Here is a 14,243-nt window from a genome sequence, read left to right on the forward strand (position 1 = left end):
GTCGTACGAGCAAACCTGTGCATAATATGCGACAGAGTATTCATTGATTCTTTAGAGCCGCCGGCTTTTTGGGCATAAGTAGTGTAATACACGCCTCGAATAAACCTTCCAACAGAAGTGTTAGACGATGGAAGCATTGACGTTGCGATACCGCTATCAGGCTGACTTACCTTAATCCCTCCCAGCACCGATGAAGACCTATCAATATTTGTCAACTGCGTATAGTTATTTAAGTTTGTTAAGTGCCATGGAAAATCAGGCCCATTCGTCATGACACGAGTAGGGTTATCGTAAACATGCAACTTGCCCTCCTTAGCCTCTACAACAATACTGCCTCCAGCCTTATCATAAAACGCATAGTGAAGTGGTGATTTCAAGCCACCAAAATCTTTTAATGCGGGCGCCCAGAATTTACCATCACTAATGCTTTGTTTAACCTCAGACACGGTTGAGAAGTTAGAAAGAGCCCATTCGCCTAAAGAGGTTACCGGAACAGCCTTTGCATAATCAGCAGCATCTAATGGAGCCAGGTATACTTCATCCATCATATTCGCGCTGAATGATAAACCTCCGTTATTTTGCCCTTGTAAAACATTATGATTATTTCCATCATCAAACACCTCTACGGTGATTGCTAAAATATCATATTTAGCTTTATAGCTGATGCCATTCTTACCCTCTGGGGTTTTCTTCTGAAACAGTGTATTTACAGGGTAAAAAGTAAGCCATGACGGCAATGATTCAGACAACTCAAGTGTTCTTCCGTGATAAAGATTATTTTCTTTATCTGTGATCGCCAAGCTTGAACAAGCTAGCGTCGTCAATGATGTAGTCAGCAGTATCGGCAATAGGCTTAGCCGTGTTTTTTTAAAGCCCATACATTCCTCCTTAAATTACATTTACAGCTATGATCATAGCCGACATTTGAGCCTCTGCAGTTTTTGCGATTGAACCGGCTCAAGCGGATTTACAAGTACGCATGATTTATTCACCTGCATCTCAGACACATCAAGGTTGCGCTTTTGGTGTGAGATTAACCTATACGTTATTACGCGACAGCACGGATACATAAGCTATTAAGCTTAAAACTTATGAGCATGACAGCATTGTTATTTATCGCGTATTGACCAACGATCGACTCCCACTTAGAAAACTCAATAGTTAACACTAGCTCGTGCAAACTCCCAAGCCTCAAATGAGGCTTGGGAGTTTAAACAGCTGCACACTTACACTTTTTAAAACCAATGAACAAAGCTGCGCTTATAGGCCTATCCTGCCTTCACTTTGCTGTCCGCATCTTGAAGATCCTGCAGCGCTGCAGAGTATTGATCGGACTCTGCCTTAGGCACCATTTGCCACGATGGCTTACGTACTGCATAGAAGATAAACGGCGGCATCCCAGCCACGACCAATCCGATCAACAGAATCCCTGCGTACTCGAAAAACGGCATGCTGCTGAAGTTATTGGGCGGAATGAAGCCGAAAACCAACGCCACGCAGGTGGAGAACAGGCCCAAGAAGCACCATCCATGAAGGCCCTTGAGCACATAACCACGTTTTACATTGGGCTGTGTCTTGCGCAGCTTCATCGCTGATAGGAACATAAATACGTAAACAATAAGGTACATCAGCGCAGCCATCGCACTGATCATCCAGAAAGCATCGGACACGTTGTCGATGATGATGTAAATCGTCGAAAGCAAGGTGACGATAATCCCTTGCAGAAACAGGATATTTTTTTGTACGCCTTTTTTGTTCACCTTTTGCAGTATCGGTGGAAGCATCCCGGCCTTACCAACAAACAACAGACCTGTTGACGGACCTGCTGTCCAGGCTAAGACCCCGCCCAGTGCGCCGATAATCAACAAAATAGCCATGATCGGTGTTGCCCACGGCATATTGAAACCTTCAAAGAAGGCCGCATATGCCTGAATCACACCAGCAGTAAGGCTGGTCGAATCAGCAGGAACCACCAGCGAGATCGCCACGGTCGGTGGGATAAACACCAACAAGATCATAAAGAAGGCCAAAAGAATCGCCCGAGGCATTTCTTTTTGCGGATTACGCAATTCGCGGGCGTGAATGGCGTTCATTTCGATACCTGCAAACGCCAGGAAGTTACTCACAATCAATACCAAGCCAGTGATGGCACCGGTAAATTCTCGCCATAAATCGGGATGCAAATTATGTGAGCCGGCTTTGACCGTGGTGTGAGTATCGAAAATCGCCGGAATCAGAGCGTCCAAGGTCAAAGGTGCCGCAGATTTGTGTCCAAGCACCAACCAGGCCACGCCTAAAAGAACCAACAATGCTGCGGGCAATGCAGTGCCCAGCAACATGAACCATGAGGTCAGTTTTGACAGTGCATCCAATCCGTTTAGCGCTACAACCGTTGATAACCAAAACAGGACTGTAATAACTGCAGCGGTAAAGACACCGCTTTTCGCCAGTTCTGGATTGATCAAATAAGCCATTGTGCTGGCTGCAAACCCAAGCACTATGGGATACCAGACCACAACCTCCACCCACAAGAACCACATGATGAAAAAACCTGGCCGGTCACCATAAGCCTGCCTGACCCAGCCATAAATTCCGCCATTCCAGCCTGTTCCCAACTCAGAAGCGACCAGCGATACAGGAATGAAAAACAGCAGTGCCGGTATCACATAGAGAAAAACCGAACCCAAACCATAGACGGCCATACTGGGCAGTGAGCGGATACTGGCAACGGCTGCAACCATCATGAAGCAGATGGTGAGCCATGACATGTACGTTTTAGCTTTGCTGGCGGTAGCCATAAGCGCCTTCCCCATTTTGCGTAATTAGTGCAGCAGGCTCAGGTTGAGCGTGCGGCTGAGGTATTCCGCGGCAAGCTGACCGCGAACGCTGTTGCCTGCTACATCGAGCGGCGGGCCGAAGGCTGCGATTGCGCATACGCCGGGAACCACCGCAAGAATCCCACCACCTACCCCGCTCTTGCCTGGTAGGCCGACCTTGTAATACCAGTCGCCCGTGGTGTCATACAGACCATTCAAGGTCATCTCGGAGAGGATTGGCGCCACGTGTTTGGCTGCCACTACTTGCTTGCCTGTAATCGGGTTGACGCCGCCGTTGGCCAGGCAAGCGCCCATGGTGACCAAGTCATGGCAGGTAATCGCTACCGAGCATTGACGGGTGTACACATCGCATACTTGCATGGGATCGGCGTACATGTAGCCGTAACTTTGCAGCAGCCAAGCAATGCCACGATTGTGTTGATTGCTAGCTGCTTCGGATTGATATACCTCGTCGTTTACTGTCAATTCACGGCCGGCAAAAGCGTTATAGGTGGCCTGTATCTGGTCCCAGCGAGATTGGGCAGAATCGGCCTCAACCAGGCTGACAGTAGCCATCGCGCCCGCGTTTACAAAGGGGTTAAGCGGTCGACCCTTATGCAGCTCTAAGGCAACCACAGAGTTGAATGGCTCGCCGGTCGGATCGCAGCCGATCTTGCTGCGCAAGGCCTGCGGCCCAATCTCATCGAGCACATGGGCGAGAGTAAAGACTTTGGAAATCGACTCGATGGCGAAGGCGTAATCCGTGTCGCCTACCTCGGCATGGGAGCCATCACAAAACATGATGCTGATGCCGAACAGATGGGATGGCACCGAGGCTAAGTAAGGAATGTAGCTGGCGTTCTTACCGTGCTGATTGCTTGAATACCGTTGCAGTGCCTGCTCCAGTGCTTGTTTAACGGTGCTGTCTACGGTCGTAGGTCTTTGCTTCATCATGCTCTCTCCATGAGTACATTTAGAAACAAAGACTATAGGTCGAAAAAAAAACATTGATCGAAAATCGCCAGAATTCAATGAAAATCCTTGGCAAGATCATCCCAGCAACTAGCGCCGGGAGATCCATCCGCACCGTCTAGCAGTTCAGTTTCAGGCGTACGTTTTCGTTAATGAGTTTTCTGAAGCCTCGACGGAATCGACGTCACACCGTTACCCATGGGTAAATAATCAACATCCTTACGGTGTTTCACCTCGTGCTAGACGCGAGCCGTTCAAGAGTGACCGCTTTTGTCCGCTCTCTGCCGGTCACTACAGGCCCAAGCAGATCGTCCATCTATATCACCGACACGCGCGCGGGATAGCCCGGTATCGGCAACAGCAAGGAGGCTAAGCGATCTGAGGGGAGGAGACGGTGGAATGTTTTTGGATCACCGCCCAAGGCCGGGAAGGCCAAGGACGGTGAAGATCTCTAAAACCCGCTACCCAGTGGACCGTAAGGCTGCTCCGCTTAGGTGAGCAGCATTACGCTAAAAGCGGGCTCTGTCGGTGTAGCAATATGGCGGAGGCGTAGAGATTCGAACTCTAGGACCTGCTACAGTCGACGGTTTTCAAGCTTCGAATAAAATCTTTATATTTCAATAACTTAGATCTTCTAATGCTCCGCAAGACGAATATTCTTACGAGGCTACAGGCGGCGTCCTGCAAGGGCTGGATTTTTTATTGCGCAAAGTTTTTTGAGGCAATGACACCGCCCTCGCTCTGCCGAATGGCACTTGCAAAAAAAGATCATGACAGCCATTGTAATGACAACTGTCATTACAGGAATCAGCCCAATGGCCTCTATCAACATCCGCGTAGACGACGAACTCAAAGCCCGCGCCTATCAAGAACTTGAACGCCTCGGCGTCACGCCTTCAGAGCTGATGCGCCAAGCTTTACAATACGTCGCAGAACGCGGCCAATTGCCCTTCCGTCCCGTGCTCATGACCGAAGAAGACGAAGCCCTCATCAACACCGTCCGCGAACGGCTTGCAGCACCACAGCGCGTGAAGGTGACGCTGGATGACCTTTAGTCTTGAGTTCGATCAGCGCGCACTCAACAGCTAGAAGCAAACACGGTTCCTAGCACCCCATGTTCGCTCGTAATACACCTTAAATTTCTGTAATTAAGAGAAAAACACAATTATGGATGATGCCAAAATGTACGGTTATTCGTGCGTAGGTAAACGATAAACCGCGGCCTGTGGGTGGGTTTAGCGCAGCTTCGGTACCACTCCACCTCCAGTTTTTTTATTACAGCCATTCTCAAACCAGTAACTCTGAGCTGACTGCTTCCGGCCATTTGAAGTCTTGAGTGAACGTCAGACTGAGTCGAAAGCGGCCCTTCAAATGGTCAACAGCTTCTCCATCGGTTGATAGATCAGCCCACCAAGCTCGCCAACTTCCCCTGCCAACGCAAAACCGTAACGTTCATAAGCAGCCACTGAAGACAGCGACGCACTGACTGTTACTACATTGGCCCTGGCCTGCTCCAGAGCCGCATTCACCAAGCGCTTGCCAACGCCGTGGCGCTGCCAGGCCGGCGCAACGAACAGCATCGCCACATGGCGCCCTTCCTTTAGCTCGATCAGCCCGACCAGGGTTCCCTCTGCGACACAAACCAGCATCAGGTTGTCACCTACCATTCGTTCGGCAAACGCCTTCTGCGCAGCCACCTTTACGAAGGTATCCACGCCCTGCACCGACAGCGAGGGTGCAACCGCCAGCATGAACGCCTCCAGGCACAGGGCATTGGCGCCCGGCAGGTCTTCCTGAGTCATCTTGCGTATCTGCATTGTCGTCATCCATAACTCGAGTAGGGATATTTTTATACCAGAACATCCGACCTTGGGATACGCAGCAACGTCTCTGCTAACAGACGCTGCCATGCGAGACAGGTACCGTTATAGGCAGGCAGCTTCGGCTCGATTGTTGCCATCCGCCCCAGGCAGCAACTGGCCAAACGAGGGCCTTGATTGTTGGCCGCTTATGGACGATAGCCGCCGTTTGTGACGGACTGCTTTCGACTGATTTTGTTGAAAAAGTAGCTCCCCTGACTGGCCTCCGGCAAAATCTATCCATTGGCCGGCGGGGGATCACACAGCATGATGGGACAGTTATCGAGTGGGCATGAGCGACTGTTTTACTCGTTCAATCTTGAAGATCACATTCCAGCCAATCACCTTCTGCGCGGCATTGATCGGTGTCTTGATCTGAGCGACCTGCGCCATTACCTCGCCGATTTCTATAGCCCAATTGGGCGTCCAACGATTGATCCCGAACTGATGATCCGCATGCTGATCGTCGGCCACTGCTACGGCATCCGCTCTGAGCAGCGGTTGTGTGAAGAGGCCCATTTGAACCTGGCGTATCGCTGGTTCTGCCGGCTGAGCCTTGAAGATGAAGTCCCCAACCACTCAACCTTTTCGAAAAATCGACATGGCCGTTTTCGAGACAGTGATCTGTTTCGCTGGTTGTTCAATGAAGTGCTGCCCGAACTCGTCTATTCGCAAGATCGCCCGCAGCGTCCATGACGCCGCTCGCGATGTGGCTCGGCGCATCGCAGCGACGCCGGAGTACGTGCGCTCTCGCCACGAACGTAAGAAGGTCGAAATGTTCTTTGCCCACCTCAAGCGCATCCTGAAACTGGACTGCTTGCGACTACGTGGCATGAGTGGCGCGACCGATGAGTTCACGCTGGGGGCTGCGGTACAGAACCTGCGTCGACTGGCCAAACTTACATCTCAGTCGAACTGAAAATTCGACTTTTTCAACAGAATCGGCTGAAAGCAGACTACCGGACCTATGAGATCAGTCTAAGCCATCTCCTAGTAACGAGGACCCATTTACGGAGTTATGTATACCGAAGCCGGACTTGAACTGACGTAGCTAGATTTGCAACCTGATATTCTGCCTTAAAAAATCGGATGCTTACGATTAATTCGATTCCGTAATAGTTTCATATTCTGCCCCCTGAACGTCAAGCATATAAAGGCTTTAGTTTTGAAAGCCATGAATTAAACTACAAGGTTCATTTCAGCCAGGAGGAAATGTTCGTAGCGCGCTAGACATAATTACCCTGAATCAAGAGCCCATCAACGCTTCGCTGGAAACTCTCACTCCACCTGCCTACTCGTTTACGCTCATATATTCCCGCGCCCAATTTATATAATCTGAAGAGGAGGTGTACTTGATCGCAAGTTCCGAAGCATCCAAGCCGGTTACATAAGGAAAACCTTGCTGTTCCCGCAAACTATCGTAAGTGGCCTTGATGGTTGCAAAGTAAGTTGCATGACCATTCACGATAATCCGCACACCCAGTTCGGCCAAACGTTTTTCATCGCGCAACCCTAAATTGCCATAGGTGATTAACATCAGCGGGACACTTAGCCCATCGGCAATGGCTTCGAGATGTTCGAAGTTTTGCACCCCGACTAAGCAAATTCCGTCGGCCCCAGTTCTTTGGTAGGCACGCGTGCGATGGATAACGTCAGAGAGTGGTTGCAGGCCGGCATGGGTTCGAGCAAAGATCGCAAGCGCGCTGTCCTCTCGAGCCGTAAGAGCAGCACTCAGTTTTCCAACGCCTTCATCAATGCTAATCAGGTCGAAAGACTTTCGTCCATATTGTCCCGGCAGCCGTGTGTCTTCAAGTGTCAGTGCGGCCACTCCAGAACGTTCTAACTCCGTCACGGTACGCATCACATTAAGCGCATTACCATACCCATGATCGGCATCGGCGATTATGGGCAGCCGTGCGACGCGGCCTATTCGTGTTGCCTGCTCGGCAAACTCACTCAACGTAATAAGAGCAATGTCTGGAGCACCGAGTACTTGCAAGGAGGCGACGGAGCCACCGAGAATACCGACTTCAAAACCAAGATCAGCGGCAATGCGCGCTGACATTGGATCAAATACAGAGGCGGTTTGGTAAGTAATTTGGCTGGCAAGCAGCGCACGAAACTTATTACGCAGTTCGTGATGAGAGACTTTGGGCATGACTATCTCTGAATTTTTTATTCTAGGGAAAAGTTTTCAAGACATACAACGAGAGGGGATAAACAGCGCCTACGTGATTACATCGCTATTGAGCGGCCACGGCACGGTTACCGTGGTCGTGACCGCCTAGTCAATTCACTTTATAAAACGGACCTGAGCGTTGATTTTGTCGATGACAGAGCCCTTGCGTTCATTGAACCGAAGCTTGTTCTGCTCGAACAAATTGTTGCCTTTGGTATCAATCGAGATAATCAGCGGGCCGAACTCGCGAACGCGATTCACCCACAAGGTTTCCGGCATACCAAGGTCTTGCCACTCGGCACGCACAATTTCTTCAACCTGAGTCGCCGCCAGTACCGCGCAACCACCCGGGAACACTGCGTGAACTGCCTTATTTTCTAGGCACCCAGTAGTCGTTTCAGGACCCATGCCACCCTTGCCCACGATCAGCTTTACTCCGGTTTGCTCGATGAATTCCTTTTCGAACTTTTCCATTCGCATGCTAGTGGTGGGACCTATAGACACCATCTCGAAGGTGCCATCATCTTTTTTGCGAACGATGGGACCTGCGTGAAAAATCGCTCCACCGCGCAGGTCTACCGGCAATTCGCGCTTAAGTTCGATAAGTCGACGGTGCGCTACGTCGCGACACGTTACTAATTGGCCGGTTAGGTAAATGACATCACCGACGTTGAGGTCTGCGAGATCTTCGTCCTTGATGGGTGTGCTGAGTACCTTTTTCACAGAACTACTCCTTCGTGGGACAAGATTTCATAAGACAGGTCAGCGTTGATCCGAATTTTGCCGCGGCGGTGAGCCCAGCAGCCTGTGGAAACGGCCACACCAATCGTTGACGGGTGGCGCGCGGAAGACTCGATATTGACGCCCATAACACTGCTGTTACCGGTCAAACCCTGCGGACCAATACCGATTTCGTTAAGACCATCTTCAAGCAAGCGCTCCATTAAGGCGGCACTCTCGTTCGGGTGACTGGAGTCTACCGGGCGCAGAATTGCCTTCTTCGATAAGCGTGCCGCTGTTTCCACCGAGGTCGACACGCCGACGCCTACCAGCAGCGGCGGACAGGCGTTAATGCCGCGAGAGGTAATCACGTCAAAAACAAACTCAGTGATACCTTCGTAACCTTGGCCTGGCATCAGTACCTTTGCCGACCCTGGCAGAGTGCAACCGCCACCCGCCATATAAACATCGACTATCGCGTAATCAGCATTGGGGATAATTTCCCAGTCAAGCCAAGGGATTTTCGAACCCGTGTTAGTGCCTGTATTTTTCTCGATGAACGTTTCCACGGCATTGTGGCGCAGCGGGCCTTTAATGGTGGCTTCTTTAGTTGCGTTCTCGAGAATACCTTCCAACTCACTGAGCAACGGAAACCCAGCACCGGCAGAGATGAAATACTGAATAACGCCGGTGTCCTGACAACTTGGTCGGTCAAGCTTATCGGCGTAATCTTGGTTCTCGGCCATCGAGTCATACACGGCAATTGCCAGCGGATTTGTTTCTGCAGCGCGCAACTGCGCTGTTTTTTTCTTTACGTCTGTGGGCAGGCGCTTACCAATATAGGCGGTGAATTTCGCCAACGTGTCTGTGAGCGATATAACAGCTGATTCTTTGTCCAATTTACTTCTCCTTACTGCATCACACGGCTATTAGTGCGGACGTTTTCGGTTTAAACGCCAACGACGGGTGGTTTCACGGTCTGGTTCAACGTTAAAGATTCAATTGGGGGGACTTGCTCCGGCACCGGCTGACCATCGAGCACAAGATTCATTTGTTTTCTATCGAGTGCTCCGACCCACTTAGCGATAGCCATGGTGCCCACCGCATTACCAATCGTGTTGGTAATAGCGCGAGCTTCTGACATGAAACGATCAACACCGAGTAGCAGCACCATTCCAGCAACCGGAATGTTGTCCATAGTTGCTAACGTAGCGGCAAGCGTAATAAAGCCGGAACCCGTTACCCCCGCTGAGCCTTTGGAAGTCAGCAACAGCACACCCAATACAATCAGTTGATCCATCAGCGACAGTGGTGTGTTAGTGGCTTGGGCTATGAAGATGGCTGCCATGGTGTAGTAGATGCATTGACCATCGGGGTTGAAGGTCAAGCCTGAAGGAATAACAAGCCCCACTACCGGCTTGGATACTCCGACCTTCTCCAGCTTGGTCATGAGTTGAGGCACTACTGACTCCGACGAGCTAGTTCCGAGAACGGTAAAAAGCTCTTCCTTAAGGTATTTAAGGAACTTCCATAAACTGAAGCCGGATAGGCGGGCAACAAAGCCTAATACGATCACTACGAATAGAAAGCAGGTGAGGTACATAGTCGCGACTAGTTTGCCAAGGGAAACAATTGACCCGAGGCCATATTTACCGACGGTAAAAGCCATAGCGCCACACGCGGCAAGCGGAGCCGCACGCATGATTATGCCGACGATGTGAAACATGCCATGTGAGAACGACTCCAATACATCGACCATGGGTTTCCCACGAGGTCCTAGGTGCGCTAACGCGATACCGAACAAGGTGGAGAAAAGCAGGATCGGCAAAATCTGGTTCTTGGCAAATGCATCAGTAACGCTGGCCGGTATGATCTGCATCAAGAAGTCAGTGAAACTGCCTGTGCTTTGCGCTGCCGCGGTGTAGCTTGCGATGCTCGCGGTATCCAGGGTCGACACGTCGACGTTCATGCCTGCACCAGGCTTGACGAGGTTGACAACTACAAGACCCAACACCAGTGCGAACGTCGATAGCACCTCGAAGTAAATCAATGCCCTCGCACCCACACGACCTAGTTCTTTCATGTTCTCCATCTTTGCGATGCCGAGAACGACAGTGGCAAAAATTATCGGAGCAAAAACCATCTTTATCAGTCTGATAAAAGCATCGCCCAGCGGCTTTAAATCAACGCCAACCTGAGGCCAAAACACACCCAGTGTAATGCCAAGGGCAACACCGATTAGAACTTGCACATACAGCTTTCCTATGAGTCGCTTGACCATAGCCTTCTCCGCATTATTTTTATGAGTCGGATTATTTGCGCGACTGGGTAGTCTTCCGATGCAGGCACAGGCATGCCGCAGTGGAGAGCCGCCTCAGATTTTGTGTGGCTAAACACGATTACAAAGGTAATGGTTTTTTTGAAATGCTGTAATACAATGAAAGTTACTTCATTATTTACTTAGAGTTAATTATGAACCAAGTGTCAGAACTGGCTTTTTTTACCTTGTTAATGAGAGTTGGTAGCTTGGCTGCTACAGCAAGAGAAATGAATCTGACCCCTCCGGCAGTATCGAAGCGACTGGTTCAAATGGAGCAACGGCTTGGCGTACGACTGCTCAATCGAACAACCCGCAGCATCAGCCTCACCGCTGAGGGCGAGACCTACCTTGTCAATGCTCAGCGCATTCTGCGCGAGATCGAAGAAATGGAGCGCCAAGTTTCAAGTAGCCGAGAAGAGCCAAAAGGATTGTTACGTGTAAATGCTCCTCTGGGCTTCGGTAGAACGCACGTGGGGCCTGCGATTTCTTCGTTTGTGAAACGCTATCCTGAGGTAGAGGTACAACTCCACCTGACCGACCGGCCCATCAACTTGCCAGATGATGCAATCGACGTCGCTATCCGCTTTGGCGACTTGCCCGACTCTCGATTGATCGCCCGCAAAATTGCAGTTAACCGCCGTCGGCTGTGTGCTGCACCTGCCTACCTCAAGACGTTCGGCACCCCAGACAACCCCAAAGATCTTATGCAGCATAAATGTATAGTTCTGCGCCAAAACGACTCTGCCTTCGGCAGTTGGCGGTTAAGTCGGGGCAAGCAATCTGAGTCGGTTAAAGTACATGGCAGTCTCAGCACTAACGACGGAGAGGTAGCGCTGAAGTGGGCGCTAGACGGACATGGCATCTTGATGCGAGCAGAATGGAACCTCGCAGACTACCTACGCACGGGTAAGCTGGTCGAAATCTTGGCTGACTATGAAACGCCTCCTGCGGACATCTATGCTGTCTATCTTGAACGCCTCAACCTGTCGGCCAAGGTCTCCTTATTTGTCCAGCATCTGCGTGAGTTCTTCCAACATCATGCGGATGGGCCTAGTGATAGCCTAGTTGCGTGGCAGTAAACGCCTTTTACTAAACGACTCTATGATCCGGCCCAGTCGTGGCAGCCTTTGGCAATGGGTGCTTTATAGTTAGCGAGTCAGCGTCTTTTTGAGAGGCTGACAAAGTCAAAATGACTTACCTTCAAATAATCGATAAATAAACTAACGAATTTAAAAGCCGCTCACAATTTGGCCTTACTAAAAAAGCCCCCCCAGAACCTCCGGCTGCAAATTCATAACAATCAATTCCCCCGTCACCTCAGCCCTTCCCTGCCGCTGATTCGTGGTCGTGTACCGGACCTCAGTCGTCTCAAAATGAAACCCTTCAAACACCCGTCGAATGTCCGGATGGTCGTTGATGCTGACCATCACCTTGCCTTTGCAGCGCCGCATAAAATCAGCCATGCGCTCGTAGTTTTCAAACGGGAAGTCGACGCCGTAGCTGGCGGTCTGCCAGTAAGGTGGGTCCATGTAGTGAAAGGTATGCGGGCGGGCGTAGCGCTCTGCGCACTCAAGCCAGGGCAGGTTTTCAACGTAGGTGCCGGACAAACGCTGCCACGCTGCAGACAGGTTTTCTTCAATCCGCAGCAGGTTGATTGCAGGCGCTGTTGTTGCAGTACCGAAGCTCTGCCCCGAAACCTTGCCACCAAAGGCATGGTGTTGCAGGTAGAAGAAGCGAGCGGCGCGCTGGATGTCGGTCAGGGTTTCCGGGCGGGTCATTTTTTGCCATTCGAATATCTGCCGCGAGCTGAGGCCCACTTGAATTGGCGCACAAACTCTTCCAAGTGGTTCTGCACCACGCGGTACAGGGTCACCAGGTCGCCGTTGATGTCGTTAAGCACTTCGACCGGTGCGGGCTGTGGGCGCAGGAAGTAGAGCGCCCCGCCCCCGGCGAAGACTTCGACGTAGCATTCATGGGGTAGAAACAGTGGAATAAGACGGTCGGCCAGGCGGCGTTTGCCGCCCATCCAAGGGATGATGGGTGATGCTCCAAGGCATGCCGCTTGCGATCGCCTTGGCCTGCTGCGCCGCACCAACATCCGTCAGCATGGCGATATACAGCGTGTTTTGCTCTGCCATGAGTGTGCTCAATCAATGAGTAAACAATCACCCACGTCCGTGCCTGCTCAAGTGTTTTAACAACCTGAACAAGCCAAGACGTGAGTTAGTTTTGGGGGGACCGCAGCTGTGTATGTAGCGTTTAAAAGCGAGGTTTGAAGCCAGGCAAACCGTTGGCTTCGCGACATTCTTTGACGGTTTTGGTAATGCCTTCAGGCGTACATTGGCTTTCGTCTTTTGACCAGTAAATCAGATCTGAGCCAGCTGGATGCCCCGTAACACGCTCAAATTCGTCTAACAGCGGATCTAAAACACTATCAGGAGACTCTTTGTTTGCGATGAAGATTTCCTTCATAAACTCAAAAAATTGAATCTCGGTATAGTCTTCAAATGGCTTGTTCATTGCTTAGTTCGTCCGATGATTGCGCTCAATCAATTAGTCAACAACCTTCCACGTCCGAGCCTGTTCAAGTGTTTAACAACCCGAACAAACCAAGACGTGAGTTAGTTTGGGGGGGAGTGCAGCAGTGTATGTAGCGCTTAAAAGCGAGGTTTGAAACCAGGCAAACCGTTGGCTTCGCGCCATTCTTTGACGGTTTTGGTAATGCCTTCAGGCGTACATTGGCTTTCGTCCTCTGGCCAGTAAATCAGATCTGAGCCAGCTGGATGTTCTGTCAACGATCGGAACTGATCCAAAAGTTCATCCAGTATCTCATCAGGAGTGCCATTGTTATTGGCAGTGAATATTTCCTGCATGAAGAGAATGAACTGTGCTTCGGTGTGGTCAGACATTGTCATTTTCATAGGACTTTCCCCTGTGAATAATCATGTGATTGCTGGGAGTATTGACTCTCAAATTGTCAATGTCATACAACTCACCACCTTCTGATAACCAGTGAATATTCGGCTTGGTGCCGTTGATCATCCGCTCCAGCTCAGCAATGGCCGTGTCGCTTAGGCCGCTGTCAAACAGGGCCAAGCTCATGGTGAACGTGCCCGGTTCGCCCATCGGCTCTAACTGGTGCCACTCGGTGATATCCAGAATGTCCGCGAACGGCTCGACCACCCGGCGCAGCGCGCCCAAGGTGCCCTTGCGCTTGTGAACTTCAAACGCATCCTTGACCACCTGCTGTCTAGCGCCTCAACGTAATGTTTGCTGACCTGCAACTGGCGGCCGTCGCGCATCACCAGCGTGCGAGAAATAAAAGCCCGGTCGCGGTAAACGACCGGATAAACAGGCTTGTCGACCGTTACGGTTTT

The 14,243-nt window shown here is 50.8% G+C and carries 14 protein-coding genes and 3 pseudogenes; 4 read left to right on the forward strand and 13 right to left on the reverse strand.

Annotated features, from left to right (window positions below):
• The 3 genes from AQS70_RS02505 to glsA form a co-directional block, all read right to left on the reverse strand.
• On the reverse strand, positions 1–878 hold an 878-nt coding region (locus AQS70_RS02505; RefSeq protein WP_156354966.1), incomplete at its 3' end, for a linear amide C-N hydrolase.
• Positions 879–1,268: 390 nt separating this feature from the next.
• The gene (locus AQS70_RS02510) at positions 1,269–2,798 is read right to left on the reverse strand and encodes an amino acid permease (protein WP_055101363.1); all 1,530 of its coding nucleotides are present in this window, start codon (positions 2,796–2,798) and stop codon (positions 1,269–1,271) included.
• 24 nt (positions 2,799–2,822) lie between these two features.
• On the reverse strand, positions 2,823–3,770 hold the full coding sequence (glsA, locus tag AQS70_RS02515; RefSeq protein ID WP_241492789.1) for a glutaminase A: 948 nt from the start codon (positions 3,768–3,770) through the stop codon (positions 2,823–2,825).
• A 369-nt stretch (positions 3,771–4,139) separates the two neighbouring features.
• On the opposite strand from glsA, the pseudogene AQS70_RS23045 reads away from it, so the two are divergent.
• Positions 4,140–4,286 (forward strand): annotated as a pseudogene (locus AQS70_RS23045) (IS4 family transposase); the annotation flags it as partial.
• 317 nt (positions 4,287–4,603) lie between these two features.
• Positions 4,604–4,843, forward strand: a complete 240-nt coding sequence (locus tag AQS70_RS02520) for a type II toxin-antitoxin system RelB/DinJ family antitoxin (RefSeq protein WP_055101365.1) — start codon at positions 4,604–4,606, stop codon at positions 4,841–4,843.
• A 312-nt stretch (positions 4,844–5,155) separates the two neighbouring features.
• Here the strand turns inward: AQS70_RS02520 and AQS70_RS02525 are convergent, their stop codons facing one another.
• Positions 5,156–5,605 carry a GNAT family N-acetyltransferase gene (locus AQS70_RS02525; RefSeq protein WP_082428017.1) on the reverse strand — a complete coding sequence of 150 codons (450 nt, stop codon included), beginning with the start codon at positions 5,603–5,605 and terminating at the stop codon, positions 5,156–5,158.
• Positions 5,606–5,914: 309 nt separating this feature from the next.
• Here AQS70_RS02525 and AQS70_RS02530 point away from each other — a divergent pair.
• Positions 5,915–6,566 (forward strand): annotated as a pseudogene (locus tag AQS70_RS02530) (transposase).
• Positions 6,567–6,938: 372 nt separating this feature from the next.
• Here AQS70_RS02530 and AQS70_RS02535 read toward each other — a convergent pair.
• The 4 genes from AQS70_RS02535 to AQS70_RS02550 form a co-directional block, all read right to left on the reverse strand.
• Complete coding sequence (locus AQS70_RS02535) at positions 6,939–7,805, reverse strand: isocitrate lyase/PEP mutase family protein (protein ID WP_055101367.1); 867 nt, start codon at positions 7,803–7,805, stop codon at positions 6,939–6,941.
• A gap of 135 nt (positions 7,806–7,940) precedes the next feature.
• Positions 7,941–8,549: a L(+)-tartrate dehydratase subunit beta gene (gene ttdB, locus AQS70_RS02540; protein ID WP_055101368.1), complete on the reverse strand. Its 609-nt coding sequence runs from the start codon at positions 8,547–8,549 to the stop codon at positions 7,941–7,943.
• Positions 8,546–9,445: a L(+)-tartrate dehydratase subunit alpha gene (ttdA, locus tag AQS70_RS02545; protein ID WP_082428018.1), complete on the reverse strand. Its 900-nt coding sequence runs from the start codon at positions 9,443–9,445 to the stop codon at positions 8,546–8,548. Before ttdA ends, ttdB begins: the two co-directional genes overlap by 4 nt.
• 50 nt (positions 9,446–9,495) lie before the next feature.
• The gene (locus tag AQS70_RS02550; RefSeq protein WP_055101369.1) at positions 9,496–10,827 is read right to left on the reverse strand and encodes a dicarboxylate/amino acid:cation symporter; all 1,332 of its coding nucleotides are present in this window, start codon (positions 10,825–10,827) and stop codon (positions 9,496–9,498) included.
• 191 nt (positions 10,828–11,018) lie between these two features.
• Here AQS70_RS02550 and AQS70_RS02555 point away from each other — a divergent pair, with 191 nt between their 5' ends.
• Positions 11,019–11,945 carry a LysR family transcriptional regulator gene (locus AQS70_RS02555; protein ID WP_055101370.1) on the forward strand — a complete coding sequence of 309 codons (927 nt, stop codon included), beginning with the start codon at positions 11,019–11,021 and terminating at the stop codon, positions 11,943–11,945.
• 177 nt (positions 11,946–12,122) lie between these two features.
• On the opposite strand, the pseudogene AQS70_RS02560 reads toward AQS70_RS02555, so the two are convergent.
• The 5 genes and pseudogenes from AQS70_RS02560 to AQS70_RS23980 all read right to left on the reverse strand — a co-directional run bounded on the left by AQS70_RS02560 (position 12,123) and on the right by AQS70_RS23980 (position 14,109).
• A pseudogene (locus AQS70_RS02560) lies at positions 12,123–12,892 on the reverse strand (DNA adenine methylase).
• A complete protein-coding gene (locus AQS70_RS23975; RefSeq protein WP_241492790.1) occupies positions 12,837–13,004 on the reverse strand; it encodes a phage tail protein in 168 nt (55 codons plus the stop codon). Before AQS70_RS23975 ends, AQS70_RS02560 begins: the two are co-directional and overlap by 56 nt.
• A 121-nt stretch (positions 13,005–13,125) precedes the next feature.
• Entirely contained in the window at positions 13,126–13,386 is a 261-nt protein-coding gene (locus tag AQS70_RS02565) for a bacteriocin immunity protein (RefSeq protein WP_055101371.1), read from the reverse strand.
• 137 nt (positions 13,387–13,523) lie between these two features.
• On the reverse strand, positions 13,524–13,775 hold the full coding sequence (locus tag AQS70_RS02570; RefSeq protein ID WP_420912330.1) for a bacteriocin immunity protein: 252 nt from the start codon (positions 13,773–13,775) through the stop codon (positions 13,524–13,526).
• A complete protein-coding gene (locus tag AQS70_RS23980) occupies positions 13,768–14,109 on the reverse strand; it encodes a phage tail protein I (RefSeq protein WP_055101373.1) in 342 nt (113 codons plus the stop codon). Before AQS70_RS23980 ends, AQS70_RS02570 begins: the two co-directional genes overlap by 8 nt.
• Between the last annotated feature and the right edge of the window lie 134 nt (positions 14,110–14,243).

The organism is Pseudomonas endophytica, from assembly GCF_001411475.1.
Classification (GTDB): Bacteria; Pseudomonadota; Gammaproteobacteria; order Pseudomonadales; family Pseudomonadaceae; genus Aquipseudomonas; species Aquipseudomonas endophytica.

What these genes read in the sequence shown, in the direction of transcription:
- AQS70_RS02510 (WP_055101363.1), bottom strand. Translation starts at nt 2,798, where the DNA reads ATGGCTACCGCCAGCAAAGCTAAAACGTACATGTCATGGCTCACCATC.
- glsA (WP_241492789.1), bottom strand. Translation starts at nt 3,770, where the DNA reads ATGATGAAGCAAAGACCTACGACCGTAGACAGCACCGTTAAACAAGCA.
- AQS70_RS02520 (WP_055101365.1), top strand. Translation starts at nt 4,604, where the DNA reads ATGGCCTCTATCAACATCCGCGTAGACGACGAACTCAAAGCCCGCGCC.
- AQS70_RS02525 (WP_082428017.1), bottom strand. Translation starts at nt 5,605, where the DNA reads ATGCAGATACGCAAGATGACTCAGGAAGACCTGCCGGGCGCCAATGCC.
- AQS70_RS02535 (WP_055101367.1), bottom strand. Translation starts at nt 7,805, where the DNA reads ATGCCCAAAGTCTCTCATCACGAACTGCGTAATAAGTTTCGTGCGCTG.
- AQS70_RS02550 (WP_055101369.1), bottom strand. Translation starts at nt 10,827, where the DNA reads ATGGTCAAGCGACTCATAGGAAAGCTGTATGTGCAAGTTCTAATCGGT.
- AQS70_RS02555 (WP_055101370.1), top strand. Translation starts at nt 11,019, where the DNA reads ATGAACCAAGTGTCAGAACTGGCTTTTTTTACCTTGTTAATGAGAGTT.
- AQS70_RS23975 (WP_241492790.1), bottom strand. Translation starts at nt 13,004, where the DNA reads ATGGCAGAGCAAAACACGCTGTATATCGCCATGCTGACGGATGTTGGT.
- AQS70_RS02565 (WP_055101371.1), bottom strand. Translation starts at nt 13,386, where the DNA reads ATGAACAAGCCATTTGAAGACTATACCGAGATTCAATTTTTTGAGTTT.
- AQS70_RS02570 (WP_420912330.1), bottom strand. Translation starts at nt 13,775, where the DNA reads ATGTCTGACCACACCGAAGCACAGTTCATTCTCTTCATGCAGGAAATA.